Here is a 25946-nt window from a genome sequence, read left to right as displayed (position 1 = left end):
CCCCAATGGGCTCCGGATCAGCGAGAGTGGTGGCCGTCGACGTGGGCGGCACCTTCACCGACGTGTGCGTCCTCGACCAGGGCAGCGGGGAGCTGCAGGTGGCGAAGGTCGCGTCAACCAAAGACCCGATCGACGGCGTGATGGCGGGCGTCGAGGAGGCGGGAATCGACCTGAGCGCCACCGCGCTGTTCTGCCACGGGACGACGGTCGCGACCAACGCGCTGATCACGCGCCGGCTGCCGAAGGCGGCGATGGTGTGCACGAAGGGCTTCCGGGACGTGGTGGAGATCGGCCGCGGCACCCGCGACGACCTGTGGGACGCCTACAAGGACAACGCCGAGCCCTACATCCGCCGCCGCGACCGGCTCGAGGTGACCGAGCGCGTCGACCACACCGGCCAGGTCCTGACCGCCCTTGACGAAGACGAGGCGCGCAACGTCGCGCGCATCCTCGCCAAGCGCAACATCGAGACGGTCGCCGTGTGCTTCGTCAACGCCTACGCGAACGGCGACAACGAGCAGCGGATGGCGGAGATCCTTCAAGAAGCGCTTCCCGACGCGACGATCTCCACGTCGTCCGGCGTCCTGCCCGAGCTGTTCGAGCACGAGCGCTTCTCCACCACCGTCGCGAACGCGGTCCTGTCGCCGCTCGTATCCAGCTACGTCAACCGGCTGGATGAGCGCCTCAAGCAGGACGGCTACGACGGCGACCTGCTGATCCTGCACTCGGGCGGCGGCGTGATGACGCCGGAAGCCGTCCAGAAGCTGGCGGTACGGCTGGCCGCTTCGGGCATCGCGGCCGGGGCGGTGGCGGCGCGCTACACCGCCGAGCTGTGCGGGTTCAAGAACGTGATCGGCGTCGACATGGGCGGGACGAGCACGGACATCAGCCTCGTCTACGACAACCAGCTGCGCACGACCAACGAGTGGTTCGTCGAGTACGGGCACCCGATCTGCTTCCCCAGCATCGAGGTGCTGACGATCGGCGCGGGCGGCGGCTCGCTGGCGCGCATCGACGCCGCCGGCTCACTGCGCAACGGCCCGCAGTCCGCGGGCAGCGACCCCGGCCCGGCGGCCTACGGCAAGGGCGGCGAGGAACCCACCAACACGGACGCGAACCTCGTGCTCGGCCGTCTCGGCACGCGCCTGGTCGGCGGCGGCATGGAGCTCGACAGGGACGCCGCGACCGCCGCGGTCGACAAGATCGGCGAGCCGCTGAATCTGGACACGCACGCGGCGGCGGAGGCGATCATCGCCGTCGCCAACGCGAACATGGCCGACGCCGTGCGGATCATCTCGCTGCAGCGCGGCTACGACCCGCGCGAGTTCGCGCTCGTGGTCTTCGGCGGCGCCGGTCCGCTGCACGGCGCCGCGCTCGCGAAGGAGCTCGGCGTGCCGACCGTGCTCGTTCCGCCCCGCCCGGGCACGTGGTCGGCGCTCGGCTGCCTGATGGTGGACATCCGCCACGACCTGAGCGAGATGTTCCTGCGGCCCGCGTCCGATGCGGACGCGAGCGAGCTGCAGGACGCGTTCGAGCGCCTGGAGGAGCAGGGGCGCCAGCTGCTCGCGCACGAGGGCGTCGCCGAGGACGACGTACAGCTCGATCGCTCGATCGCGATGCGCTACCTCGGCCAGTGGCGCTCGCTCGAAGTGGCTTACGAGGACGACCTGAACGCCTCCGTCGAGCGCTTCCACCAAGAGCACGAGCGTGAGTTCTCCTACCGCCGCGACGACGCGCCCGTGGAGCTCTACCGCCTGCAGGTGGTGGCCACGGGCAAGACGGCCGAGATCGAGCTGCCCAAGCACGAACGCACCGGCGAGATGCCCGAGCCGATCGAGACCCGCACCGTGTACTTCGACGGCGAGCCCACCGACACACCGGTCTACGAGCGCAGCGACCTCCCGGCGGGCGCGCGCTTCGAGGGCCCGGCCGTGATCGACCAGCTGGACACCACCACGCTCGTGCCACCGGGTGTGAACGCCGAGGTCGACGAGTGGCTCAACATCCGGATGGAGGTCAAGTAGATGTCATCGCTCGACCCCGTCACCTTCGAGGTGCTCAAGAACTCGTTCGTCACGGTCGTGGACGAGATGGCCGAGCAGATCCTGCGCACCTGCCACTCGTTCGTGATCTTCAGCCGCGACTTCTCCTGCGCGCTGCACGATGCGAACGGCGACACGATCATGCAGGGCTCGCAGGACATCGCGGTCCACGTCGGCACGCTGCACCTGAAGGCCAAGGCCGTGCTCGAGGACTTCGAGGGCGACATCCACGAGGGCGACGTGTTCGCCGTCAACGACCCGTACCGCGGCGGCACGCACTTCCCCGACTTCAGCCTCATCCGGCCGGTCTTCGCCGACGGTGAGCTGATCGCGCTCGCCCAGGCCAACGGCCACTGGGCGGACGTCGGCGGAAGCGTGCCGGGCAGCTTCGACGTCGGCGCCACCGACCACTTCGGCGAGGGCATCCGCGTCCCGCCGATCCGCGTCGTCGACAAGGGCACCGCGCGCGACGACGTGATCGGCATGATCGCGTCCAACAGCCGCGCGCCGGGTGACATCGTCGGCGACTGCCATGCGCAGATCGAGGCCACGCGGGTCGCCGAGCAGGAGCTGTTCCGCCTGATCGACAAGTACGGCAAGGAGGACGTCGTCACGGCGTTCGGCGCGGTCCAGGACTACGTCGAGCGGCTCACCCGTGCGCGCATCGCGGACCTCCCGGACGGCGAGTGGGAGACCGCCGACCACGTCGACTTCGACCCCGGTTCAGACGAAGGCCTGGTCACCGTCAAGGTCAAGCTGACGATCGACGGCGACGAGATCACCTACGACCTCAACGGCTCGGACCCGGCGATCAAGTCGTTCCTGAACTCGGGGGCCGGCGTCGCGTTCAGCGGCGCGATCGCCTCGGCCAAGACGTTCCTGCCCGAGATCCCGCTGAACTCCGGCTTCTACCGCGCGATCAAGGTCGAGGTCGGGCCGGAGGGGACGATCGTCAACGCGGGCTGGCCGAACGCGGTCACCGGCTCTGTCTCCGGCGCCTACGAGAAGATCATGAACGCGGGCTTCGAGTTGTGGTCGCAGGTCATGCCCGAGCGTGCGATGGCGTGCTGCTTCAACCTCGAGTACCTGCTCGTCGGCGGCCGCGACGCGCGCCGCGAGGACCGCCCGTTCTTCATGTGGTACGACTGGATGGCCGGCGGCTGGGGCGGTCGCAACGGGCGCGACGGGCAGGACTGCACGTCGCCCGTGTTCGGCGTCGGGCTCGCGGTGCAGCCGTTCGAGGGGCAGGAACGGCTGACCCCCGTGCTCACCGCCCAGCACGAGATCATCCCCGACTCCGGCGGGCCCGGCAAGCACCGCGGCGGGTGCGGCGTGCGCAAGGGCGGGACGCTCACGCAGGTCGACGCCGCGGTCATGTCCTACTGCTGCGACCGCGCGCGATCGGTGACGTGGGGGATCGCGGGCGGGCTGCCGTCGCTGCCGCACGGCGTGTGGCTCAACCGCGGCTCCGACGAGGAGCGCTTCCTGGGCGCGAACTTCTCCGGCGTGCCGGTGAAAGAGGGCGACCGCTTCGAGCGCCCGTCCGCGGGCGGCGGCGGGCTGGGCGACCCGCTCGAGCGGGACCCGGCTGAGGTGCTCGAGGACGTCGCCGACGGCTACGTGACGATCGAACGCGCCGCGCTCGACTACGGCGTCGTGGTCGAGGAGGTCGACGCGGAGCTGGCCGAGTACCGCATCGACGAGGCGGCCACGAGCAAGCTGCGCGACGAGCAGCGCGCAACCCGTGCCGCCCGCATCGACGAGGACCCCGAGGACGTCGCCCGCCGCTTCCGCGACGGGCAGCTCGACGTCCTCGACCTGGTTCGCCACTACGGCGTGATCCTCGACTGGGGCAGCGGAGACGTGCTCCCGCGCACCACGGAGCAGTACCGGGAGCTCCTGCGCCGCCGCAGCGTCAGCGAATGGGGCTGAACGCGGCCGTGAAGTGACGGAGCTGGCGAGGCTCGTGCGTGATCTCGAGCCCGCGCAGCTCCTCGGCCTGAGCCGCCACGTACGCGACCACCTCGGCCACGTAGTCGAAGTGCGCCTGCGTGTACGTGCGGCGCGGGATCGCGAGCCGCACGAGGTCCATCGGCGCCGCCTCCTCGGACCCGTCCGGGCGGCGCCCGAACATCACGGTCCCGATCTCGCACGCGCGGATGCCGCCCTCGCGGTAGAGCGCGACCGCGAGCGCGTGGCCCGGGTACTCGAGCGGGTCGATGTGGGGGAGCAGCGCGCGGGCGTCGATGAACACGGCGTGGCCGCCGGTCGGTCGCACGACGGGCACGCCCGCGGCGGCGAGCGCGTCGGCGAGGTAGGCGGTGGAGCGGACGCGGTAGCGCAGGTAGTCCTCCTGCACGGCCTCCTCCAGCCCTTGGGCGATCACCTCGAGGTCGCGGCCCGCGAGCCCGCCGTAGGTGGTGAACCCGCCCGTGAGGATGAGCATCGTGCGGCAGCGCTCGGCGAGCTCGTCGTCGTTGAGCGCCAGCCAGCCACCGATGTTCGCCATCGGGTCCTTCTTGGCCGACATCGTCATGCCGTCCGCGTAGGAGGCCATCTCGCGCACGATGTGCTCGATCTCGCGGCCTGCCTGGCCCGGCTCACGGGTCTTGATGAAGTACGCGTTCTCGGCGAAGCGGCAGGCGTCCAGGAACAGCGGCACGCCGAACCGGTCGCACAGCGCGCGCACGCCGGCCAGGTTCTCGAGCGACACGGGCTGGCCGCCACCCGCGTTGTTGGTGACGGTCATGAAGACCACGGGCACGTCCGCGGTCTCCAGCACCAGCTCGAGCGCGGCCAGGTCCATGTTGCCCTTGAACGGGTGCTCGGACGCGGGGTCGCGACCCTCGGCGATGACCAGGTCGACCGCGGTCGCGCCGGTGAACTCGATGTTCGCGCGCGTGGTGTCGAAGTGGGTGTTGTTCGGGATCGTCTTGCCGGGGCCTGCGATCTGGCTGAACAGGATCCGCTCGGCGGCGCGGCCCTGGTGGGTCGGGATCACGTGCTCATACGGGAACAGGTGCTTGACCGCGGCCTCGAAGCGGAACCAGGACGGCGACCCGGCGTAGCTCTCATCCCCGCGCTGGATGCCGGCCCACTGGTCGCGTGACATGGCGCCGGTGCCCGAGTCGGTGAGCAGGTCGATCGCGACGTCCTCGGACCGCAACCGGAAGAGGTTGAAGCCGGCCGCCTCCAGGCACGCGCTGCGCTCCTCGCGGGTGGACATCCGGATCGGCTCGACCGAGTGGATCCGGAACGGCTCCATGATCGTCCGGAAGGTCATCGGACGGTGAAGGCGATCGCGGTGGCGGCGACGGCGGCGGCCGCGACCCGGAACAGGAGGTTGGGGAGGGGATGCATGGCCCGGAATGATCCGGCCCGGCGCGCCGCGCTACATCGGGAGCGACCCCTGATGTCGTCCCTGATGTTGTGCGGGTGCGGTCTCCCGCACCCTCCTTATGCGGCCACCGCGTACTCGGCCGGCGCCGTGACCAGGTCGCGGCCGACGCCGAACACGTTCTCGGGGTCGTACGCGCGCTTGAGCTCGAGCAGGCGGTTGAGGTCCGCGGGCGTGTACGCCGCGTGCGGGTGACTCGTGCCGCTCAGCCAGTTCAGGAACGACCCGCCCGTCACGTACGAGCGCAGCGGCGCGACGGTGTCGCCGTTGACGGTGACGCTGAACGGGACGCGGCGGTGGCCGGCCGGCGTGGTCCCGCGCGCGATCGCGCCGCCCCAGCGCTTGACCTCGACCTCGGTCGCCGACGCTGCCGTCTGCAGGATGGCGTCGACCGGGACCTCCCGCAGCAGTTCGAGGTGCATCGGACGGGTGCCGCCGATCGTCTCGGTCTCGGCGATCGGCATGGTGCGGAAGGAGTCCGTGAGCGGCTCGTCCAGGAACAGCGGGGCGAGCGCGGCCCACGCGCGGTCGGCGCTGCCGGCGTAGGCGCCGCGCACGGCGACGGCGTCGTCGGTGAGCACGATCGAGACGTTGAGCTCGTCCGGCTGCGCGTACTCGGCGAACGCCTGCAGCAGGTGCGGCACGAGGCCGCGGTCGAAGGTCGCGCTGCCGCCGAAGACACTGCGGATGGGGTGCAGGCGGACCTCGATCGACGTCGCGACGCCGAAGTTCCCGCCCGCGCCGCGCAGCGCCCAGAACAGGCCGGACCGGCGCCCCTCGGTGGCGGTGATCAGCTCACCATCGGCGGTGACGACGTCCGCGCGCAGCAGGTTGTCGGCGCCGAGGCCGAACTTGCGCGCGAGGAACCCGTGGCCGCCGCCGAACGTGAAGCCGGTCGCGCCCACCGTGAGGTTGGTGCCCGTGACCGGGGCGAGGCCGAAGGGCGCGGCGGCCTCGACGACCTCGCCCCACGTCGCTCCTGGACCGACGCGCGCGACCTGCCGGTCAGGGTCGACCAGCACGGAGCGCATCGCGGATGTATCGATGACGAGCGTGCCGGAGGGCAGTTCGGCGGGCGTGCCGTGGCCGGTGGCGCGGACGGCGACGCGGGCGCCGAGCGAGCGGGCGATGCGGACGGCGCGGCGGACATCGGCGGGGGAGTGGGCCTTGAGGTTCATGCCCCGTAGACGGGTGGAGCCGGCCGAACTCATCGGTGCCCGTTTCACCCGCGCCGAGCCGTGGGCAGGCTCGCGGCATGGCCCTTCCCGTTCCCGCTCCGCCCGTCCCGCTGACCAAGCTCGGTCGTGCCGCGCACGACATCGGGCTCGCCGGGCTGCTCGGCGGGAACCTGTTCGGGCGCCTGGCGATGCACCCGAGCGTGACCGAGATCGCCGACCCGGCCGAGCGCGGCAAGGTCGTCAACGCTTCATGGCGGCGCTACGGCACGGTCAACTCGCTGGCGCTGGCCGCGGTCGCGACGGGGTGGATCGGCGCTCGGCTCAACGAGGCCGCCAACCGCAAGCTCTCGCCCGAGGAGCGCCGGCTGGCGTACGCCAAGGACGCGCTGGTCGGCGTCGTCGCGATCACGGGCCTGGCGACGGCCGCCGAGGGCATGCGCTTCGCCCGCATGGCGCCGGACGGTGCGGTCCCGCTACGCGACGGCGACCACGCCGCGCCGTCGGCGAGCGACGCGGCCAAGCGCGCGAAGCGCCGCGTGAGCCGGCTCAGCACCGCGAACCTGATCTCCGAGCTCGCGCTCGTCTCGGTCAACTCCGCGCTCGCGCAGGAGAACTTCCGCCGCCCCCCGGCGCGGCGGCTGTGGCGCTTCGGCGGCTAGGCCCAGGGCCCGACGCCGCCGACGCGCTCCACGCGATAGCGCACGAGCCACCCCTCACCCCGCGGCGCGGGGAAGTCGGCGCCCATATAGACCTGCGCGAGCCGGTTCAGCAGCTCCCACGCGGCCTCGGTCGGACCTTCGATCGTCGCTGAAGCGCGCAGCACCGCGTGGTGAGCCAGGAACACGCCCGGTTCGGGCGGGGCCAGGAACGACAGCACCACGCGCGGGTCGCGCTCGATGTTGCGCAGCTTCAGCTGGCCGCGGCGCATGTGCGCGGTGAGCAGGTCGTCGCCGTCGAGGCCGACCCAGATGACCGACACCTGTGGGCTGCCATCGGCGTTGATCGTGCTCAGATGGGTCAGCGGGCCGGACTGGATGAGCGCCCGCAGCTCAGAGGGAAGCGTCACCCGCCGATCGTCTCAAATCCGTTCGGCGGGCTGGAAGAGCTCGATCGGGTTGCCCGCCGGATCCTCGAGCAGGATCTGCTGCCCGCCTGGCCCGGTCACGACGTCGTTGCGGAACGCGACGTCCGCCGCGCGCAGGCGCTCCACCTCGGATGCGAGGTCCTCGACGACGAAGTGGATGCGGTTCCACCCGCCCGGCTCGGGAACGCGCCCGTCCGGCATCGGCCGCCCGGCGGAGCTCTTCGGGCCGCTGAGCAGCAGGCGCAGCGGCCCGCGGACCACGTCGGCGAACGCGGGCGCGGCGCTCATCCGCAGCGTGAAGCCGAAGTGGGTGGTGTAGAAGTCGACCGCCGCCTCGACGTCGTCGACCATGTAGCGCACGTGCACGAGCTCGTCAGGCATGGATGCCTCCTGCGTTGACTGCGTCGATGAGAAAGCCGATGCGGGTCTCGAGCTCCGCGGCGACGGCCTCGAACGCGGCGTCTTCGTGGGGCTCGGGGATGCTCCAGTGGATCCGGGCCTCGGGGCAGCGCTCGCGGACGCGGTCGCAGAGGCTGATGACGTGGTCGAAGCGCTCGCCGGCGAGCTCGTCCAGGTGCCGCGGGCGCCGCCCGGCGAGGTCGATCCCGCGGGTGCGCAGCACACGGACCGCACCCGCCTGCAGCGGCTTGGGGTGGCTGCCGGCGCTCGTGGCGCTGACCGACCCGTGGGAGCGCTGCTCGCACAGCGCCGCGGCCATGGGGGAGCGGGCGCTGTTGCCCGTGCACACGAACAGCACCCGCGCGCGGGCGGTGCGCGGCCGCGTGTGCGACGCCAGGGCTGGATGGAGCGCGGCGCCCACGTCCGCGAGCCCGTCCCGGCAGCGCGCGAGATCGAGGCTGTAGTAGCTGTCGCGGCCGTCCGCGCTGCTGCGCCGTGCCCGCACCAGACCACCGTCGCGCAGCTGGCGCAGGTGGTAGGAGACCAGGCTCTGCTGCTCGCCGGCGAGCCCGCACAGCTCGCCGACGCGGAGGTCGCTGTGGGCCAGCTCGCGCAGCAGCCGCCAGCGCAGCGGATGCCCCGCCAACCGTAGGAACGCCGGTGGTGCGTCCATCGCTGACGGACGATACATCAAATGAGTTTGATGCGATATCCGGGCACACTGCTCCCGTGATCCCGGATCTCTCCGACGGACTCGACGCGTTCCGCCGTGGCCGGCTGGAGCGGCTCGGCGACCGCTACGTGCAGGCGTCGACGATCGTGCCGACCGACGAGCAGTGGGACGCGTTCGTCCCGCTCGCGCAGGACTGGCGGACGCGCTACCCGCTGGTCGACGGCCTGGGCAACCTCGGCTCGGTCGACGACGATCCGCCCGCGGAGGCGCGGTACGTCGAGGTGCGGCGCACGCCGCTGGCGGCCCGGCTCCCGCGCTTCCCGAACCTGCTCGTCAACGGCAGCGACACCATCCCGGGCCACAACCTGGCCGAGGTGTGCGCCGCGATCCGGGCGGTCGCGACGGACCCGTCGATCGACCTGGACGGGATCATGGACCGTCTCCCCGGACCTGACTTCGCGACCGGCGGCGTCGTCCGCGGCGACCTACGGGAGATCTACGCGACCGGAGCGGGCACGCTGTGTCTGCGTGCGCGGGCTCACGTGGAGGAGCGGGAGATCGTGTTCACCGAGCTGCCGTACGGCGTCTGCAAGGGCGGCGAGCACGGGGTCATCCGGGAGATCGTGGATGCGGTCGCCGCGCGGCGGATCTCCGGCGTCAGCGACGTCCAGGACTGGACGCACCGCGAAGGTATGCAGCTGGTGGTCATGACGGCGCCGCGAGGGGACACGCTCGCGCTGCTGCAGGACCTCTACCGGGAGACGCGGCTCGAGACCGAGTACGCCGTCGACCTGACCGCGCGCGTCGACGGCGAGCCCCGCCGGTTCACGCTGCGCGAGCTGATCGACGCGTATCTGGATGAGCACGGGCCGGCGGGCCTGGAGGCGCTCGCGCACGAGCACGGAGACCCGCGCCGCAGCCTGCTCAAGCCCTCGGCCTGAGCTTTCCTGCTACGAAGAGGGCCTATGGCACGCATCCTCAACAGCTTGCCGAAGGGCGAGCGCATCGGCCTGGCGTTCTCCGGCGGCCTGGACACGTCGGTCGCCGTCGCCTGGACGCGCGAGCACGGCGCCGTCCCGTGCTGCTACACGGCTGATCTGGGCCAGTACGACGAGCCCAACCTGGCCGACGTCCCGGACCGTGCCAAGGAGTACGGAGCGGAGATCGCGCGCCTGGTCGACTGCCGCGAGCTGCTCGTGCACGAGGGCCTGGTGGCGCTGCAGTGCGGCGCCTTCCACATCACCACCGCGGGCCGCACCTACTTCAACACGACGCCGCTCGGGCGCGCCGTCACGGGCACGCTGCTCGTGCACGCGATGGCCGCCGACAACGTGAACATCTGGGGCGACGGGTCGACCTACAAGGGCAACGACATCGAGCGCTTCTACCGCTACGGGCTGCTGGCCAACAAGGAGCTGCGTATCTACAAGCCGTGGCTGGACCAGGACTTCGTGACCGAGCTCGGCGGCCGGTTCGAGATGAGCGAGTGGCTGAAGGCGCGCGACCTGCCGTACCGCGACTCGACCGAGAAGGCCTACAGCACCGACGCCAACATCTGGGGCGCGACCCACGAGGCGAAGCTGCTCGAGTCGCTGGACACGAGCATGGACATCGTCGAGCCGATCATGGGCGTCGCGCACTACAAGCGGGGCGTGGAGATCGCCGAGGAAGAGGTCTCGATCCGCTTCAAGGACGGCTGGCCCGAGGCGATCAACGACGAGACGTTCGAGTCCCAGGTCGAGCTGGTGATGAAGGCCAACGAGATCGGCGGCCGCCACGGGCTCGGCATGAGCGACCAGATCGAGAACCGCATCATCGAGGCCAAGTCGCGCGGCATCTACGAGTCGCCCGGCATCGCGCTCCTGCACATCGCCTATGAGCGGCTCGTGACCGGCATCCACAACGAGGCCACGATCGACAACTACCGCACGATGGGCCGCAAGCTGGGGCGGCTGCTGTACGAGGGCCGCTGGTTCGACCCGCAGTCGCTCACGCTGCGCGACCCGCTGCAGCGCTTCGTGGCTTCGGCCGTCACCGGCGAGGTCGTGGTGCGGCTGCGCCGCGGGGAGGACTACACGCTCGTCAGCACCGCCGGCCCGGCGCTCACCTACGAGCCCGAGCGCCTGTCGATGGAGCGCACCGAGGACGCCGCGTTCGGCCCGCAGGACCGGATCGGCCAGCTCACGATGCGCGACCTCGACATCGCCGACTCCCGCGCGCGCCTCGCCGCCTACTCCCACATGCAGCTGCTGCCGCACGTCGAGGAGATCATCGGTCACGCCGTCGAGGGCGCGCAGGAGCCCGAGCACCTCACCGACGGCGCGAACTAGCGCCGCAGCGCCCCGGCATCACCTCCGCAAGAGGTGATGCGCGGGGGCGTGCCGGTGGAGCCGTGCCGCATGGTCGCGGCCCATCCATTAGCGTGACGCGTTCGTTGGTCTGACCGATCGGAGTCGCCCATGGAGATCCTGCACTCTGCCGTTGCGATCCTGGCCGCGATTCTGCTCATCATCAGGTTCAAGGTCGACCCGGTGATCTCGCTGCTGCTCGCGTGCGCGTACCTCGGCCTGGCGACCGGGCTGGGAGCGGAGGGCACCGTCGAGCAGATCACCGGCGGCTTCGGCGAGATCATGGCCGAGGTGGGGCTCCTCATCGGCTTCGGCGTGTTGATCGGAGCCTTGCTGCACTCGATGGGCGCCTTCGGCGACCTCGTCGAGATCCTCGCGCGTCGCATGGGTCGCCGGCTGCCGTACGCGATGGCCGGCACGCTCTCGACGATCTTCCCATCGATCTACGTCGACGTCCAGGTGGTCCTGGCCGCGCCGATGGCCAAGGAGTCGGCACCGGTCGTCGACCGGCGTCACGGCCTGCCGTGGCTCGCGGGAGCCATGGGCATCGGCATCTTCGCCGGGTACGTGTTCGTCGTGCCCGGCCTCGCGGCCGTCGCCATCGCCGGGCTCATGGACGTCCCGCTCGGGACCTACTTGTTGTACGGCCTGCCGATCGGGCTGACGACCGCGCTGATCACCACGTTCCTGTTCCGCCTCATCCTGTCGCGCGGCTTCTGGAAGGAGGAGTCCGACGTCGATCCGGACGCCGTCGTCGAGGAGCACTCCGACACCGCAGCTCACGCCCTGCCGCTCGCCGAGCGCGCCGCTCGATGGCCACTCTGGGTGCGCCTGCTGCCCATCCTCGTGCCGCTGGTCCTCATCGCCGCCGGCGCGATCGCGGACGTGGCGGATGCGACCAATGCGGTGCTCATGTTCCTCGGCAACGCGAACATCGCCCTCTTCATCGGCCTGCTGATCGCGTTCGCCATGGTTCGGTCCTCGCTCGGCGCCGACGGCGTCGAGACGGTCTTCACCGCCGGCCTCCGCACGACGGGCGAGATCCTGCTCGTCACCGGGGTCGGCGGGTCTCTCGGTGCGGTGATCGCCGAGAGCGGACTCGACGAGACCCTGAAGGACCTGTTCTCAGCCGACGAGAACGCGCCGGTGCTCCTGAGCATCCTGCTCGCGTGGGTGATCGCTGCCGTCCTGCACTTCGCGATCGGCTCCGTATCGGTCGGCGCGATCACGGCGGCGGGCATCATCTCGCCGATCGTCGGTTCCCTCGACATGGACCCCGTCGTCATCGCGCTCGCGATCGCCTCCGGCGCCATGTTCGCGCTTCACGTCAACAGCAACTTCTTCTGGATGTTCAGCCGACTGCTCGACATCACCACCCAGGGCACCCTGAAGACGTTGACACTGGCCACGTCGCTCGGGGCGGTCGTCTCCCTGCCGCTGGTCCTGCTCGCCAGTGTGGTCGCTGCGGCCACATAGGCACACGTCACAGCAACGATGGGTTGCGCGACTGTCTGAGTGCATGCTCGAGCGCCACGACATCACGCGCCTCTACGACCGGCACGCGGGTGTCATGCTCGGGTTCTTCGCGCGACGGACCTTCGATCCGGATGCCGCGGTGGATCTAGTTGCCGAGACCTTCGCTCGAGCGTTCATCGACCGCGGGCGCTTTCGCGGCCAGACCGAGTCTGAGCAGGCGGCGTGGCTGTACGGGATCGCCCGCAACCTGCTCGCGGACTGGCGACGCAAAGCGCACGTCGAGCGCCGGGCGATGGCGAAGCTTGGTGTGGAGCGGCGCGCGCTGACCGAGAGCGAGTACGACCGCATCGAGGAGCTCGCGGGACTTGACGAGCTCCGGGGCGATGTCCGGGCCGGGCTGGACCACTTGTCTGAGAATCATCGCGACGCGCTGCAGCTGCGGGTCGTCGAGGAGCGTGAGTACCGCGACGTCGCCCGAGCGCTGGGCGTCACCGAGCAGACGGCCCGTGCCCGCGTGAGCCGGGCTCTCGGCGTCTTGCGCCGTCACCTCGCTGAGGAGCCCAACCGTGCCTGACATCCTCGACGAGCTGCGCACGGCGCTTGACTCGGCGTTCGAGCGTGCTGAGAAAGCAGACGGCGCCCGGGCGCAGCGGCCGCCGAAGCGGCGATCGACGCCCGGGCACACGGCCGGCCCCGACGGAGCCGCGCACGTGGGCGAAGCGCGGCGCGTCGGTCCTCCTCGCGGGCGCCGGTCGCGATTTCTGACGGTCGTGATGCCCGTCGCAGCGGCAGCGCTCGTCTTCGCCGCGGTCGTCGCATACCGACCGGCGCGAGAGCGCATCCCAGCGGACGAGCGCGCCGTGCCCGCGACTGCAGATGCTGGCCGGCGGATCGTCCAGGTCGATCCGCGTACGGGCAAGATCATCCCGGCGGCTCCTCCCTTCGGGCGCAGGTACAAGCCGGTGAGCGCGATCGTGTCCGGGCGCTCGTCCAAGACCTGGGACCAGCAGGTGCAGATCGACAAGGGCCTCGCCGACGGCGTTCACCGCGGCGACTCGGTGATCGACGCCGCCGGCCTCGTCGGGACGGTCGCGAACGCGACCCGCGGCTCCGCCGTCGTGACGTTGATCACGGACCCAAGCTTCGCCACGAGCGTCTACGCCGGCCGTGATCGGAACCTCGGCTCGGTCACTTCCGCGTTCGGGTCGCCTGGCGCGCTGCTGTTCGAGCCGGTGGACGGGAGCGCCAACGTGCGCGCGAACGACCTTGTCTACACAGCGGGCACCATCGACCCCGCGCTTGAGTCTCGCTACCCCCGAGCCGTCCCGATCGGCCGCGTCAGTCGAATCGAGCTCGGCAACGGCGACCTGGACAGACGGTTCTACGTCGAGCCCGCGGCTGAGCTCAGCCGCCTCGACATCGTCCAGGTCCTCACGGACGCGCGCTCAAGATCGGGGACCAGCGAGAACCGGTGAAACGCCGGTGCCGACATGGACTTCAGCGAACGCCGGACGCTACTCGTCGATCCAAGCAATTGCGTCCCCGCACGGTTCGGGCGGCGCCACGTCGCTGGCCTCGACGATCTCGAGCCAATTGGCGAAGAGGCTGCCGGCGACACCATCGGCATCGCGCGGCTCATCGGGCCTCGGAAGCGCGCTGGCTCGGTACGCGTACGTGGTACCCGGGCGCTTTCTCGCCTCGAACTCGAACACCACATACGGTCCTTGCCGTCGGACCGATCCGGCGATCAGACCCGCGTAGTGCTGCCGGTTCTCTTCCAGTTGGGTCGCTGCGGAGGCCCGGACGGCCTCGACGAACTCTTCATCGGTCACACCGGTACAACTACCCGTAGGCCGCTGCGCCACGGTCGCCGAAGTGGGGGTTCTCGACGAACCCGCCGCGTCGTCGGCTGCGGCAACGCCGCCCGAGGTGCGACGAACCCTTCGAATAGCGAAGGGTTCGTTACGCCGACGCAGATCTTGTCGCCGCTGCTTCGGACGAGAAGCGAAAGCTCCGGTCGATGGCCCGAGTGGTGCCAGGCACCGAGCGTGCTCGGAGTTTCTGCTGAGCGTGCACCGCCTCCGCTACTCGATTGGCTCCACGCCGACGATCGTCGATCGCTGCACATAGACGTCGATGCGATTGAACTGTGACGAGCCCTCGACCAGGCCACCGCGTCCGTCACGGAAGACCACTCGTACGACGCAGCCGTGCCGGCGTGCGAGGCGTACGGCCGCCTGTTCCTCGAGTCCGATGAGCGAGCGTGCGTCGAAGCTCTGGGGCGCCGGGACCAAGCGGTCATCGGACGGAGTGACCGGACACTGGATGGAGTCCTGCGGCGCCGCGTAACGGGCTGGAATCGGATTCGCGGGAGGTGCCTGTTCGTGCGACCCGCAGCCTCCGACCACCAGCAGTGCGGCAAGCCACGGCGATCGGAAGTTGCGGGAAGACATCAAGGCCTATTGTGCCGTCGGCGTCGGCCACCGTCGCGACCGGCGTGGGGGCGTAGGCGATCAGAGAGACCACGAGCCATACCGCTGATGCGTGATTCGTAGCGATCCGCAGCGTGGGCCGATCGCTGGTTGGCCGGTGCGGGCCGCGCCGAGGCGCGACCATGCGGAGTCGGCACTCGCACGGGCGAGTTCGCTGCGCCCTTGACGGCACCCCGGGAGCCGGAGAGACTCGTCTTGTGACCAAGCGCGCTAAGGAGGACGAACTCACCGCCGAGCGGCGCACTCCTGAGGCCGTCCCCGCGCCGGCCGGGCCGCCGCCGGAGTTGGCGCGGGTGCTCGCCGCCCAACGTGGCGCAGGCAACGCGATGGTCTCCCGCGCGCTGATCAAGCAGCGCACGGGGGTCCGGCAGATCCACGGCGACTGGATCGGCGACATCGTCAACAAGGCGAAGAAGTCGGCCGGTATGCCGTACGTCGCCACGATCGGCAGCGAGAAGGTGCAGGTCGTCAGCGCCGCCGAGGAGGCCGAAGCGGCCCGGATCATCAAGGACATCCAGGACAAGTACGGAATCGAGGTCTCGACCAGCAAGGGCGTCCAGGCGGTCAAGGACCACTACGACAAGGCGCCCGAGGACGTGCGCAAGAAGGTCAAGGGCGCGACCTGGCTGTTCGCCGAGCTCGTCGCGCTCGAGCGAGCGCTTGCCCACTTCGCTCCGATCCTGGGCTCCCGGCGTTCGACGTCGGAGCGCATCGGCGCCGAGCAGGAGATCACCTCGGCTTCCAAGGTCGACCAGTCGATCACGAAGAACACCGCCACCGGCGCGCTCGACGACGCCACGCTCGGCGAGTTCTTCCGCGACTCGAAGAACTTCGCGCTGTTCACCCCGGGCGAGACCTCCGACATCGACTTCCCCGGCGACGTCCCCAAGCAACTCGAGGCGACCACCGTGCACGAGATCGCGCACGGGCTGATGAAGTACGCCGAGGGCGACTTCATGAAGGAGACCGGCTACTGGACCGATCGCGCCACCAAGAGCGGCACTGCCGGGGCCGAGGCGCCGCCGACCAGCTACGGCGACAAGAACGCCTCTGAGGATCTCTCCGAGTCCACCATGTTCTTCTTCGTCTCGCCCGACCGGTTGAAGAACGGCGACGGCTCGGCGGCCGCGGGCACGCCGGGCAACCCCTGCCCGAAGCGCTACGCGTTCTTGGAGAAGATCGTCGGCAAGTGGAAGCTGCCCGTGGGCGACTTCCCGACGCCCAACAAGGACACCGCGTACGCGTGATGCTCGATCAGGCTTACGCGCTGCGCGGGTTGTCGCGCGACGAGGTGCTGTCGCGGGCCCCGGACGCCGTCGTCGAGGACGGCGTCCGCTACGAACGGCTGCGCCCGGTCGCCCGCGTGCGGGCGGCCTCGCTGTGGCCGGGGTTCTTCTACTTCGACGGTGACCGGCAGGTGATGCTCTACGCGGGCGCGCCCGAGGACGTGGACCCCGACGCGCTGGCCGCCGCGCTCGGACCCGGTGCGCATGAGCTGCGCTCGCGGGCGGGCAAGCGGGCCGTGCTGTACGTGTGGCCGGAGCGCGGCGTCGCGTTCTCCGAAGAGGATGGCGCGGTCGACTTCCTCGAGGTCTTCGCGCCAACGACCTTGGCGGACTACTCGGAGCGGATCTACGAGGATCCGGGCCAGTTCATCCGCTGAGCTGCTCGCGCAGCCATGACTGGCCGGCGGGTTCGTATCGGCGTCCGCGCCGCAGGTTGGGCACCATCGAGGTGGCGCGAGCCGATCAATAGGGCCACACCCATGACTTGACGCTGTCGGGATCGTCGCCGTGCTCGCGCGTGTGGGCACGGTGGCGCAGCCGCTCGTCGACCATCTGCTGGCGCAGATGCGCGGCGCGCGAGCCCAGGCTGGGCACGCGGTCGATCACGTCCATCACCAGGTGGAAGCGGTCCATGTCGTTGAGCATCACCATGTCGAACGGGGTCGTGGTGGTGCCCTCCTCCTTGTAGCCGCGCACGTGGAGGTTGCCGTGGTTGGTGCGGCGGTAGGCGAGCCGGTGGATCAGCCACGGGTAGCCGTGGTAGGCGAAGATCACCGGACGGTCGACGGTGAACAGCGCGTCGAACTGGCCGTGCGAGAGCCCGTGCGGGTGCTCGGAGTCGTCCTGCAGGCGCATCAGGTCGACGATGTTGATCACGCGCACCTTCAGGTCGGGCAGGTGCTCGCGCAACAGCGCGGCGGCGGCGAGCGTCTCCAGTGTCGGGACGTCCCCGGCGCAGGCGAGCACGACGTCGGGGTCGCTGCCGGCGTCGTTGGACGCCCAGTCCCAGATCCCGATCCCGCGCGTACAGTGCGCGATCGCCTCGTCCATCCCCAGCAGGTTCAGGCACGGCTGCTTACCGGCGACGACGACGTTGACGTAGTGCTTGCTGCGCAGGCAGTGATCGGCGACCGACAGCAGCGTGTTGGCGTCCGGCGGGAGGTAGACGCGGACGATCTCGGCCTTCTTGTTGACCACGTGATCGATGAAGCCCGGGTCCTGGTGGGAGAAGCCGTTGTGGTCCTGACGCCAGACGTGCGAGGACAGCAGGTAGTTGAGCGACGCGATCGGCGCGCGCCACGGGATGTCGCGCGTGACCTTCAACCACTTCGCGTGCTGGTTGAACATCGAGTCGACGATGTGGATGAACGCCTCGTAGCAGTTGAACACGCCGTGGCGGCCGGTGAGCAGGTAGCCCTCCAGCCAGCCCTGGCACAGGTGCTCGGACAGCACCTCCATCACGCGGCCGTCGGGCGCGAGGTGCTCGTCGGTGTCGAGCGTCTCGGCCTGCCAGGTGCGGCCGGTGACGTCGAAAAGCGCCTGCAGCCGGTTCGAGGCCGTCTCGTCGGGCCCGAACACGCGGAACGTGCGCATGTTGTCGCGCATGACGTCGCGCAGGAACGTGCCGAGCACGCGCATCGGCTCGCTCGAGGTCTCGGCCGGGCTCGGGACGTCGACGGCGTAGTCGCGGAAGTCCGGCAGGCGCAGGTCCTCGAGCAGCTCGCCGCCGTTGGCCTGCGGGATCGCACCCATCCGCAGCGGACCCTCTGGCGCCTGGTCGGTCAGCTCCACGAGCGGGACGCCGTCCTCGTCGAACAGCTCCTCGGGTTTGTACGAGCGCATCCACGCCTCCAGCGCGGCCAGGTGCTCCGGATTGTCGGCGAGCCCGGCAAGCGGGACCTGGTGCGCGCGGAACGTGTTCTCGACCGGCGTGCCGTCGACCTCCTTCGGGCCCGTCCAGCCCTTCGGCGTGCGCAGGACGATCATCGGGTGCTCGCCGGCGGCCAGCGCGTCGAGCGCTTGCTCGAGCGTGGCGGCGAGCTGCGCGTGCACCGCGTGCGGGTCGTCGCCCTCCACGAACAGCGGCTCGTGGCCGTACCCCCGCATCAGGTCGCCCAGCGCGGTGTCGCCGATCCGCGCGAGCACCGTCGGGTTGGCGATCTTGTAGCCGTTGAGGTGCAGGACGGGCAGCACCTTGCCGTCCCGCTCCGGGTGCAGGAACTTGTTCGAGTGCCAGCTCGCGGCGAGCGGGCCGGTCTCGGCCTCACCGTCGCCGACCACGCACAGCACCAGCAGCTCCGGGTTGTCGAACGCGGCGCCGTAGGCGTGCACGAGCGCGTACCCGAGCTCGCCACCCTCGTGGATCGAGCCGGGCGTCTCCGGCGCGACGTGGCTCGGGATCCCGCCCGGGTAGGAGAACTGCTTGAACAGCTCGCGCATCCCGCGCTCGTCGCGCGACACGCTCGGGTAGCGCTCGCTGTAGGAGCCCTCCAGCCACGTGTTGGCGACGAGCCCCGGGCCGCCGTGCCCCGGTCCGGTGATGAACAGCGTCGGTTGGTCGCGCAGCTTGATCAGCCGGTTCATGTGCGCGTACAGCAGGTTCAAGCCCGGTGTCGTGCCCCAGTGACCGAGCAGCCTCGGTTTGACGTGCTCGAGCGTGAGCGGCTCACGCAGCAGCGGGTTGTCCCGGAGGTAGATCTGCCCGACGGACAGGTAGTTGGTGGCGCGCCAATACGCGTGGAGCCGCTCGAGCTCCGCGCTCTCGATCCCGGTCACGTCGCGATCGTACCGGGGGCGCCGCCTCCGACCTCGGCCGGCCTAGCCGTCGGATTCGGATTCGGACTCGGACTCCGAGCCGTCGCTGCCGCTTGGCGCGTTCGCGCGTGCGGCTTCGATCTCACGGCGGCGCTCGCGCGCCTTGCGCGCGCGCTTGCGTTTTGCCTCGTCCTGTGCGATCCGGTCCATGCCTCCAAGGGCCTTGCGCGTTTTGCCCTTGAACCCCTTGGCCGTGAAGTTCACGGAACGGAGGAACTTCCGCACCTCGCCCGCGTTCGCGAATTCCGACTCGCTCGCGGCGATCTTCTCCACGGAGCCATACGTGTTCCAGAGCCGCCGAGCCCGGGCCGCGTCCTTGTCACGCTGCTGCTTGCGCTCCTTCTGGATGGCGCCGGCCTTCTTGACGCGAATGCGAATGCTGATCCGTCCCGTCTTACCGAGCGCCTGCTTGATGACCGACAAGTGCGGGAGGTCGATCTTCGCGAAGAGGACCTCGGCGGCATAGATGTGCTTGGCGCCGCCCACCCAGTTGCCGGCCTTCCTGAGGATGTGGCCTGCATCCGAGGTGACATCGATCAGCCCGACTTTGCTGTCCGCGAAGAGCAGCACGATGTCCGGCTTGGACGCAGATCCCATCGATTCCGCCCGCTGCGGCTTCCAGTCGCACGGCAGCTTGGTGGTCTTGAGCAGCGCATACACGCGCTCCTCGATCGCGTTCGCGGCCCATAGAACAGCGAGATTGTCCTTGCCGGCTGCGATGAACTTCATGAACGTGTTGAACTTGTCGCCGACCCAGTCGCGCACCTCCCCGTTGATCAGCTCCGCGCGTGCTTGCTGCGTGAGCCCGTCCAGGATCGCCGCGCACCTCCGGCACGTCGCCAGCTCGTCAGGGGTCGGCTGCGCCACCGTCTCTTCCTCCGAGACCTCCCGCAGCAGCAGCGGGCGCCGCCCGAGGAGCTGGCTCACCGCGTGGTTGCCGGCGTTGCGCTGGAGCGCCAGAACGGCCGCCGGGGTGAGCGCGCCACGCACGGGCAGACCGGGCGCGCGGCCGGGGGCTGGGACCGCCGGATCGGGTTCGCGCGGCTGCGGCTGGCGTTCGGCCGGCTTCACGCGGAGAACCTAACCCAGTCGAGGATGCCTGGTTGAACAGGTGTCCGCGCGCGGACTCGTCGGCGCATGGTGGCCGCGTGCCAGTTCCCTGACACCCCGTCAAGTCGTGCATCGGGGTGCCGACCACCTGGTAGGTGCGTGCCCTCCCGCTGATCCTGCTGTGCCTGTTGTTCGTCCCCGCGAGCGCTTTCGGGGCGACCGTCTCGTCCGCCGGCGGCGTCGTGACCTACACCGCCGCGGCGGGGGAGACGAACCGCCTCACGGTGGTCAGCGCGACCGAGGTGCGTGACTCCTCGGCCCCGCTCACGGCGGGCGCCGGCTGCACCGTGGCGGGGGCCGGCCGCGTGACCTGCCCGGCCGCGGCCCGCTTCGCGGTCGAGCTCGGCGACGGCGACGACACGTTCACCACGAGCGTCACCGTGCCGGTCACCGTGGGTGACGGCGCGGGCCGCGACCTCGTGACGGGCGGCGGCGGCGCGGACGTGTTCCTCGCCGGCGCGGGCAACGACACGTACGCGGGCGGCGCGGGAACCGATCGCGTGGACTTCTCCGCGCGCGTGGCCGGCGTCGTCGTCGACCTGGCCGCGGGCAGCGGCGAAGGCGACACCTTCAACGGCGTCGAGGACCTGGTCGGCGGCTCCGGCAACGACGATCTGACCGGAACCGGCGCCGCGAACGCGCTCGACGGCGGGCTCGGCGACGACGTGCTCGACGGCGCGGGCGGCGCCGACGTGCTCGAGGGCGGCGCCGGCACCGACACCGCGGACTACGGCTCCCGCACCTCCGGCGTGACGGTCGACGCCGACGGCGTCAACGACGACGGTGCGAGCGGCGAGCGCGACGATGTGCGGCCGAGCGTCGAGCGCCTGGTCGGCGGCAGCGCGGGCGACACGCTGACCGGCGCGGTGCTCGCCGGCAACGGCGGCAACGACCGGCTCACCGGCACGCACGGCGACGACGCGCTCACCGGCGGCTCCGGCGACGACATCCTCACCGGCGCCGCGGGCCGCGACACGCTGGACGCGGGCGACGGCAACGACACCGTCTACGGCGGCGACGACGCCGACGCGATCACGGCCGGCGCCGGCAACGACAAGGCCTACGGTGACGAGGGCGCGGACACGCTCGCCGGCGCCGACGGCACCGACACGCTCGAGGGCGGCACGGGCGCCGACGCGCTGGACGGCGCGGGCGCGGCCGACGTCCTCAAGGGCGGCGACGGCGACGACTCGGTCACCGGCGGCTCGGGCGACGACCAGGCCTGGGGCGGCGCGGGCAGCGATGTCCTGACGCTCGACGACGGCCAGGACAAGGGCCGCGGCGAGGACGGCGACGACCGGCTCGCGGGCGCCGGGGGCCGCGACGAGCTCGACGGCGGCGACGGCCACGACACGCTCGACGGCGGCGCCGACAACGACGCGCTGACCGGGGCGGAGGGCAACGACGGGCTCGACGCCGGCAACGGCGACAACCGGCTCGACGGCGGCAACGGCGACGACACACTCGCGGCGGGCGACGGCGACGACACGCTCGCGGGCGCCAACGGCAACGACGGCCTCAACGGCGGCGAAGGCGCGAACAAGCTCGACGGCGGCAACGACGACGACACGCTCGTCGCCGGCGCCGGGACGGACGCGCTGACCGGGGCGGGCGGGAACGACGCCCTCACGGGCGGCGACGGCACCGACAAGCTCACGGGCGGCGACGGGCACGACTCCCTGGACGGTGGGGCCGGCAACGACCAGCTCTACGGCGGCTCGGGCAACGACGCGCTCAGCGACGGCGCGGGCAACGACCTGCTGCAGGGCGAGCAGGGCGACGACCGGCTCGCCGGCGGGCCGGATGACGACCGCGTGTACGGCGGCGACGGCTCCGACCTCGTCAACGGCGGCGACGGCAACGACGAGACCAAGGGCGACAACGGCGCCGACCGCCTCAACGGCGACGGCGGCAACGACGCCGTCAGCGGCGGCAACGACGACGACGTGCTGGTCGGCGGCGCCGGCGCGGATCGGCTGTCCGGCGACGGCGGGCGCGACACCGCGGACTACGCGGCGCGCGCGAACGCGCTCACGATCACGCTCGGCGACCAGCCCGACGACGGCGAGCTCGGCGAGGGCGACACGGTCACCACCTCGATCGAGGCCGTGATCGGCGGCGCCGGCCACGACAAGCTCACCGGCGGCGCGGCGCACGAGCAGCTCTTCGGCGAGGGCGGCGACGACACCATCCGCGGCGGCGACGGCAACGACACGATCGCGGGCGGCGAGGGCAAGGACCGGCTGTGGGGCAACAAGGGCGTCGACGCGGTCGACGGCGGCGCGGGCAACGACCGCCTCGACGGCCGTGACGCCACCACCGAGGCGCTGCGCTGCGGCGCGGGCCGCGACGAGGCGTGGGCCGACAAGGCCGACAAGCCCGTCGCGTGCGAGAAGACCCACACGACCAAGACGAAGGCGAGCGGGCAGGAGGCGGCGCCCGTGTCGGTCGAAACCGTCACCGCCACCGCGACCGTGCGCGGCGTCGCGAGGGTCACGGGTCGCGGGCGCTTCGTCGGCATCCCCGGCTTCCCGGGCGAGCGCATCGACTCCCGCCTGCTGGCCGACATCCGCTACCTCGTCGCCCGTTACAAGATCCGCATCACCGACGGCTACGCGATGGAAGGCCACTCGGCCGCGGGCGAGCACCCGCTGGGGCTGGCGATCGACATCGTCCCGGGCCCGGGCGGCTCCTGGAACGACATCGACCGGCTCGCGAAGTGGGCCGAGCCGCGCCAGAACCGCCCGCGCGCGCCGTTCCGGTGGGTCGGCTACAACGGGGACGCCAACCACGGCCGCGGGCACCACCTGCACCTGAGCTGGCGCCACACGCCGTCCCGGCGCGGCCAGCCCGCGGCCGCCGTCTGGCGGCTGAACCTGAGCACGCCGCGCGTGAAGGTCGCCAGCCTCACCGCGCTCGCGTCGCGCTCGAACTTCCGCCTCGGGCGCAAGCCCAAGCACCTCAGCGGCCTGCGCTCCCCGTCGCCGTGCAGCGGCTCCGCGATCCTCAAGCCGATCTTCCAGCGCGCCGCGAAGGCGTTCGGCCTGCGCTGGCAGATCCTCGCCGGCCTGACCGAGGTCGAGTCCGCGCACGGGTGTAACATGGGCCCGTCCTCCGCGGGCGCGATCGGCTGGACGCAGTTCATGCCCGCGACCTGGAAGGAGTGGGGGATGGACGCCAGCGGTGACGGCAAGGCCGACCCGTACAACGCGGTCGACGCGATCTACTCCTCCGCCCGCTACCTGCGGGCGTCCGGGGCGCCGGGTTCCTGGTACAAGGCGCTGTTCGCCTACAACCATGCGGACTGGTACGTGAAGAAGGTCCTCGCGGCGTCCAAGAAGTACCGCTGAGGCGAACCCCGCAACGTCGCGCGCGAACGCGTGTTCCACCGCGTAGTGCGTTCCCCCCGAATCATCGCTGTCCTGGGCGTGGCGACCGCGCTGGTGAGCGCGGACGCGCACGCCGCCGTGCCCGCCGACGCCGTTCCCGACGCGCCGGCCCCGTTCTCGGTCACCTTCGACGCGCAGGGCCTGACCGTCCGCGCGATCGCCGTCGGCGGCGTGGCCGCTGGCGAGCGCGTTGCCCTGAACTGCCACGAGTGCCTGGGCCAGACGTCCGTGGAGGCCGTCGCGACCGGGCCGCGCCACGTGTTCCGCCCGAAGCTGCGGCTCAGCGCCGCCTCCCGGCTCGAGCTCACCGTGCACGGGCGCAACTTCGCCCGCACGCGGGCCTACGTCGTGCGCGGCGGCCGGTTACGGCTGGACGCGCGGCACTGCGTCAGCGTCGCCGACAACCGCCGCGTGCGCTGCAACTCGATCACCGCCCCGCGCCCGTGGGCCACGATGAACGTGTGCACGCCGACCGCCGTGGGCGTGCGCGCGGCGAGCCCCGCGGGTGGCGCCCGGCGCGACCGCGTCGCGGCGCGCTTCCGGCTCCAGTACGCCGAGGGCGCGCGCTGGGTCGACGTGCCCAACGGGACCTCGCCGTGGACGGTGCTCGGCCGCGCCGACCGCTCCTGGCAGGGCGGCTACACGTTCCGCTTCAGCGGGATCGACGGCCGCACGTTCCGCGGGCTGGCCGACTTCGAGTGGCGGCGCGGCACGCGGGTCGTGCGTCGCGTCGTGCGCCTGACGTCGCCGCGGCGGGTGCCCGGCTTCTCGTCGTCGGTCTGCGCGCCTTAGCGAGTCCGCCCGTGACGTCGTTGTGACCATGCGGTGAGATCTGCGCGAACGGGTACCCGTACGGGCCGTGACGGTTTCTGGACGATTGCGTACGCTTCCGCTCATCCGGTGCGGGGTCTCGTTGTCGTTTGGTCGGTGGTCGTGGGGCGGGCTCGTCTTTGAGGCGAGGGTCTGATGCCTGAACGCACCGAAGACCACGCGGTCGCCGAGGCCGCCCCCGTCGCCAGCGCCGCCGCCCCGGCGTCCGCCGGCGGCGTCCCGGCCTTCGCCGGACCCGCGAGCCCGGGTTCGATGAGCGTCGAGCAGATGCTCAACCTGCAGCAGACGGCGGGCAACAGCGCGGTCAGCAGCTTCGTGCGCGGCGGCGCAGGCGCGGGGTCCGGCCGCGGCGCGTCGGGCGTATTCGACACGGGCGGCGCGGGTGGCGACGGCGCGATCGCGGCCGCAATCGCCGCCGCCGCTGCGCGGCGCGAGAGCGGAACCGTCCCGGCGCTCGAGGGCGTCGCGAACGGCGCGGCTCCATCGCCCCGGGCACGGGACGGCGCATCTTCGGCTACCGGTCCGGCCTCGTGGTCGAACGCCGTGTCTCCGGCTGTCGACGCGGCCTCGCCGGCCGTCAACGGCGCGTCTCCGGCTGCCGACGCCGCCTCGCCGGCGCTCAACGGCACTTCTCCGTCCGCTGACGCGGCGTCCTCGGCCCTCAACGGTGCGCCGCCGGCTGCCAATGGGGCCGCTGCGGCCGCTTCGGCGGTCGCGGGCCTCGGCGGCGCGTCGCCGGCTGCCAATGGGGCCGCCCCGGCGGTCACGGGCCTCAACGGCGCGACCGCCGACACCGCCGGGCTGGCGGGGGCGCTCTCGACGGGTGGCCCGTTGGCGGGCGCTGACTCGGCGATCGCGTCGGCGCTCAAGGACGCCGCGCCGGCCGCGGCGGGAAAACAGGCCTCGGCCGAGCAGGCCCTGGCCGGAGGCGGGGCGCCGCCGGCCGCCGCCGAGGTCGCGGCGAACGCCGCGCCGACCACGGCTGACAAAGACGAGGACGCGGGCTCCGACAGCGACGCGGAAGCGGCTGCCGGCACGCCCGCTCCCGCCGCGCAACCGCCCGAGCCGGCCAAGGCGGAGGACGAGGCTCCTGCCGACGTCCCCGCGGCCGAGACCGCCGACCCCCGCTCGGAGGCCGACGCCGTCTTCCAGCAGATCACGGCAGGCGAAACCAGCGAGGACGCGGACGACGGCGGCACCGACGACCTCGTCTCTGAGGCTGAAGTCGAGCCTGAGACCGCGAAGGCTGAGGCGCCTCCGGCGGCCAAGTCGGAACCCGCGCCACCGACGCCGCCGCCCGCAGCGAAGTCGCCGGCGCCGAAGCCGGCCCCGGTCGCAGCGGCAGCCGCGCCGTCGGCGCGCGGCGAGAGCGCGGCCGCGGCGTCGGCGGCGTCTGAGACGGCCGGCACCGCAAGCGCGGCGGCGGG

General features: G+C 71.4%; 21 protein-coding genes and 1 pseudogene. 13 read left to right on the top strand and 9 right to left on the bottom strand.

The features are described 5' to 3' along the window. Positions 1-5 precede the first annotated feature (5 nt). Together OJ962_RS25040 and OJ962_RS25035 are read left to right on the top strand one after the other, a co-directional pair. Positions 6-2024, top strand: a complete 2019-nt coding sequence (locus tag OJ962_RS25040; protein WP_202958215.1) for a hydantoinase/oxoprolinase family protein — start codon at positions 6-8, stop codon at positions 2022-2024. Next, complete coding sequence (locus OJ962_RS25035; RefSeq protein ID WP_202958216.1) at positions 2025-3974, top strand: hydantoinase B/oxoprolinase family protein; 1950 nt, start codon at positions 2025-2027, stop codon at positions 3972-3974. On the opposite strand, the gene OJ962_RS25030 is transcribed toward OJ962_RS25035, so the two are convergent. Then, positions 3958-5325 carry a tryptophanase gene (locus OJ962_RS25030; RefSeq protein WP_202958217.1) on the bottom strand — a complete coding sequence of 456 codons (1368 nt, stop codon included), beginning with the start codon at positions 5323-5325 and terminating at the stop codon, positions 3958-3960. The genes OJ962_RS25035 and OJ962_RS25030 overlap by 17 nt on opposite strands. 173 nt (positions 5326-5498) lie before the next feature. Then, positions 5499-6617 carry an FAD-binding oxidoreductase gene (locus OJ962_RS25025; RefSeq protein ID WP_270006678.1) on the bottom strand — a complete coding sequence of 373 codons (1119 nt, stop codon included), beginning with the start codon at positions 6615-6617 and terminating at the stop codon, positions 5499-5501. A gap of 77 nt (positions 6618-6694) precedes the next feature. Here OJ962_RS25025 and OJ962_RS25020 point away from each other — a divergent pair, with 77 nt between their 5' ends. Then, a complete protein-coding gene (locus OJ962_RS25020; RefSeq protein ID WP_202958219.1) occupies positions 6695-7276 on the top strand; it encodes a hypothetical protein in 582 nt (193 codons plus the stop codon). Here the strand turns inward: OJ962_RS25020 and OJ962_RS25015 are convergent. Genes OJ962_RS25015 through OJ962_RS25005 form a run of 3 tightly spaced genes read right to left on the bottom strand, consistent with a single transcriptional unit; the run spans position 7273 to position 8773 of the window. Continuing rightward, on the bottom strand, positions 7273-7683 hold the full coding sequence (locus tag OJ962_RS25015) for a PPOX class F420-dependent oxidoreductase (protein ID WP_202958220.1): 411 nt from the start codon (positions 7681-7683) through the stop codon (positions 7273-7275). The two genes, OJ962_RS25020 and OJ962_RS25015, sit on opposite strands and share 4 nt — an antisense overlap. Positions 7684-7695: 12 nt before the next feature. Next, a complete protein-coding gene (locus OJ962_RS25010) occupies positions 7696-8082 on the bottom strand; it encodes a VOC family protein (RefSeq protein ID WP_202958221.1) in 387 nt (128 codons plus the stop codon). Beyond that, on the bottom strand, positions 8075-8773 hold the full coding sequence (locus OJ962_RS25005; protein ID WP_202958222.1) for an arsenate reductase/protein-tyrosine-phosphatase family protein: 699 nt from the start codon (positions 8771-8773) through the stop codon (positions 8075-8077). Before OJ962_RS25005 ends, OJ962_RS25010 begins: the two co-directional genes overlap by 8 nt. A 56-nt stretch (positions 8774-8829) precedes the next feature. On the opposite strand from OJ962_RS25005, the gene OJ962_RS25000 reads away from it, so the two are divergent. The 5 genes from OJ962_RS25000 to mreC all read left to right on the top strand — a co-directional run bounded on the left by OJ962_RS25000 (position 8830) and on the right by mreC (position 14072). Next, on the top strand, positions 8830-9714 hold the full coding sequence (locus OJ962_RS25000) for a DNA gyrase subunit A (protein WP_202958223.1): 885 nt from the start codon (positions 8830-8832) through the stop codon (positions 9712-9714). A 24-nt stretch (positions 9715-9738) separates the two neighbouring features. After that, on the top strand, positions 9739-11103 hold the full coding sequence (gene argG / locus OJ962_RS24995; protein WP_202958224.1) for an argininosuccinate synthase: 1365 nt from the start codon (positions 9739-9741) through the stop codon (positions 11101-11103). A gap of 129 nt (positions 11104-11232) precedes the next feature. Then, a complete protein-coding gene (locus tag OJ962_RS24990) occupies positions 11233-12597 on the top strand; it encodes a GntP family permease (protein ID WP_202958225.1) in 1365 nt (454 codons plus the stop codon). Between the two features lie 43 nt (positions 12598-12640). Continuing rightward, entirely contained in the window at positions 12641-13171 is a 531-nt protein-coding gene (locus tag OJ962_RS24985; protein ID WP_202958226.1) for an RNA polymerase sigma factor, read from the top strand. Next, a complete protein-coding gene (gene mreC / locus OJ962_RS24980; protein ID WP_202958227.1) occupies positions 13164-14072 on the top strand; it encodes a rod shape-determining protein MreC in 909 nt (302 codons plus the stop codon). Before OJ962_RS24985 ends, mreC begins: the two co-directional genes overlap by 8 nt. A 39-nt stretch (positions 14073-14111) precedes the next feature. On the opposite strand, the gene OJ962_RS24975 is transcribed toward mreC, so the two are convergent. Together OJ962_RS24975 and OJ962_RS24970 are read right to left on the bottom strand one after the other, a co-directional pair. After that, positions 14112-14429, bottom strand: coding sequence for a hypothetical protein (locus tag OJ962_RS24975; protein WP_202958228.1), 318 nt, complete (start codon positions 14427-14429; stop codon positions 14112-14114). Between the two features lie 252 nt (positions 14430-14681). Continuing rightward, entirely contained in the window at positions 14682-15050 is a 369-nt protein-coding gene (locus OJ962_RS24970) for a hypothetical protein (protein ID WP_202958229.1), read from the bottom strand. Between the two features lie 236 nt (positions 15051-15286). Here OJ962_RS24970 and OJ962_RS24965 point away from each other — a divergent pair, with 236 nt between their 5' ends. Both OJ962_RS24965 and OJ962_RS24960 read left to right on the top strand, forming a co-directional pair. Beyond that, complete coding sequence (locus OJ962_RS24965) at positions 15287-16336, top strand: hypothetical protein (RefSeq protein ID WP_202958230.1); 1050 nt, start codon at positions 15287-15289, stop codon at positions 16334-16336. After that, on the top strand, positions 16336-16752 hold the full coding sequence (locus OJ962_RS24960; protein ID WP_202958231.1) for a hypothetical protein: 417 nt from the start codon (positions 16336-16338) through the stop codon (positions 16750-16752). The genes OJ962_RS24965 and OJ962_RS24960 overlap by 1 nt, the downstream gene beginning before the upstream one ends. Before the next feature lie 85 nt (positions 16753-16837). On the opposite strand, the gene OJ962_RS24955 is transcribed toward OJ962_RS24960, so the two are convergent. Together OJ962_RS24955 and OJ962_RS24950 are read right to left on the bottom strand one after the other, a co-directional pair. Next, on the bottom strand, positions 16838-19150 hold the full coding sequence (locus OJ962_RS24955; protein WP_270006677.1) for a phosphoketolase family protein: 2313 nt from the start codon (positions 19148-19150) through the stop codon (positions 16838-16840). 42 nt (positions 19151-19192) lie between these two features. Then, complete coding sequence (locus OJ962_RS24950; protein WP_202958232.1) at positions 19193-20260, bottom strand: hypothetical protein; 1068 nt, start codon at positions 20258-20260, stop codon at positions 19193-19195. Between the two features lie 134 nt (positions 20261-20394). On the opposite strand from OJ962_RS24950, the gene OJ962_RS24945 reads away from it, so the two are divergent. The 3 genes and pseudogenes from OJ962_RS24945 to OJ962_RS24935 form a co-directional block, all read left to right on the top strand. Beyond that, positions 20395-23649 (top strand): lytic murein transglycosylase, encoded by a 3255-nt coding sequence (locus OJ962_RS24945; RefSeq protein WP_202958233.1) that lies wholly within the window; start codon positions 20395-20397, stop codon positions 23647-23649. 45 nt (positions 23650-23694) lie between these two features. Beyond that, positions 23695-24480, top strand: coding sequence for a hypothetical protein (locus OJ962_RS24940; RefSeq protein WP_202958234.1), 786 nt, complete (start codon positions 23695-23697; stop codon positions 24478-24480). A 174-nt stretch (positions 24481-24654) separates the two neighbouring features. Next, a pseudogene (locus tag OJ962_RS24935) lies at positions 24655-25946 on the top strand (hypothetical protein); the annotation flags it as partial.

Source organism: Solirubrobacter deserti (assembly GCF_027587175.1).
In the GTDB taxonomy this organism is placed as follows: Bacteria; Actinomycetota; Thermoleophilia; order Solirubrobacterales; family Solirubrobacteraceae; genus Solirubrobacter; species Solirubrobacter deserti.
The sequence above is the reverse complement of the archived record's forward strand: the minus strand, read 5'-3'. Positions and strand labels throughout refer to the sequence as shown.

Bases quoted from the DNA above. Each gene is read 5' to 3' on its own strand.
- OJ962_RS25040 (WP_202958215.1), top strand. From the start codon at position 6: ATGGGCTCCGGATCAGCGAGAGTGGTGGCCGTCGACGTGGGCGGCACC.
- OJ962_RS25035 (WP_202958216.1), top strand. From the start codon at position 2,025: ATGTCATCGCTCGACCCCGTCACCTTCGAGGTGCTCAAGAACTCGTTC.
- OJ962_RS25030 (WP_202958217.1), bottom strand. From the start codon at position 5,325: ATGACCTTCCGGACGATCATGGAGCCGTTCCGGATCCACTCGGTCGAG.
- OJ962_RS25025 (WP_270006678.1), bottom strand. From the start codon at position 6,617: ATGAACCTCAAGGCCCACTCCCCCGCCGATGTCCGCCGCGCCGTCCGC.
- OJ962_RS25020 (WP_202958219.1), top strand. From the start codon at position 6,695: ATGGCCCTTCCCGTTCCCGCTCCGCCCGTCCCGCTGACCAAGCTCGGT.
- OJ962_RS25010 (WP_202958221.1), bottom strand. From the start codon at position 8,082: ATGCCTGACGAGCTCGTGCACGTGCGCTACATGGTCGACGACGTCGAG.
- OJ962_RS25005 (WP_202958222.1), bottom strand. From the start codon at position 8,773: ATGGACGCACCACCGGCGTTCCTACGGTTGGCGGGGCATCCGCTGCGC.
- argG (WP_202958224.1), top strand. From the start codon at position 9,739: ATGGCACGCATCCTCAACAGCTTGCCGAAGGGCGAGCGCATCGGCCTG.
- OJ962_RS24990 (WP_202958225.1), top strand. From the start codon at position 11,233: ATGGAGATCCTGCACTCTGCCGTTGCGATCCTGGCCGCGATTCTGCTC.
- OJ962_RS24985 (WP_202958226.1), top strand. From the start codon at position 12,641: ATGCTCGAGCGCCACGACATCACGCGCCTCTACGACCGGCACGCGGGT.
- OJ962_RS24970 (WP_202958229.1), bottom strand. From the start codon at position 15,050: ATGTCTTCCCGCAACTTCCGATCGCCGTGGCTTGCCGCACTGCTGGTG.
- OJ962_RS24960 (WP_202958231.1), top strand. From the start codon at position 16,336: ATGCTCGATCAGGCTTACGCGCTGCGCGGGTTGTCGCGCGACGAGGTG.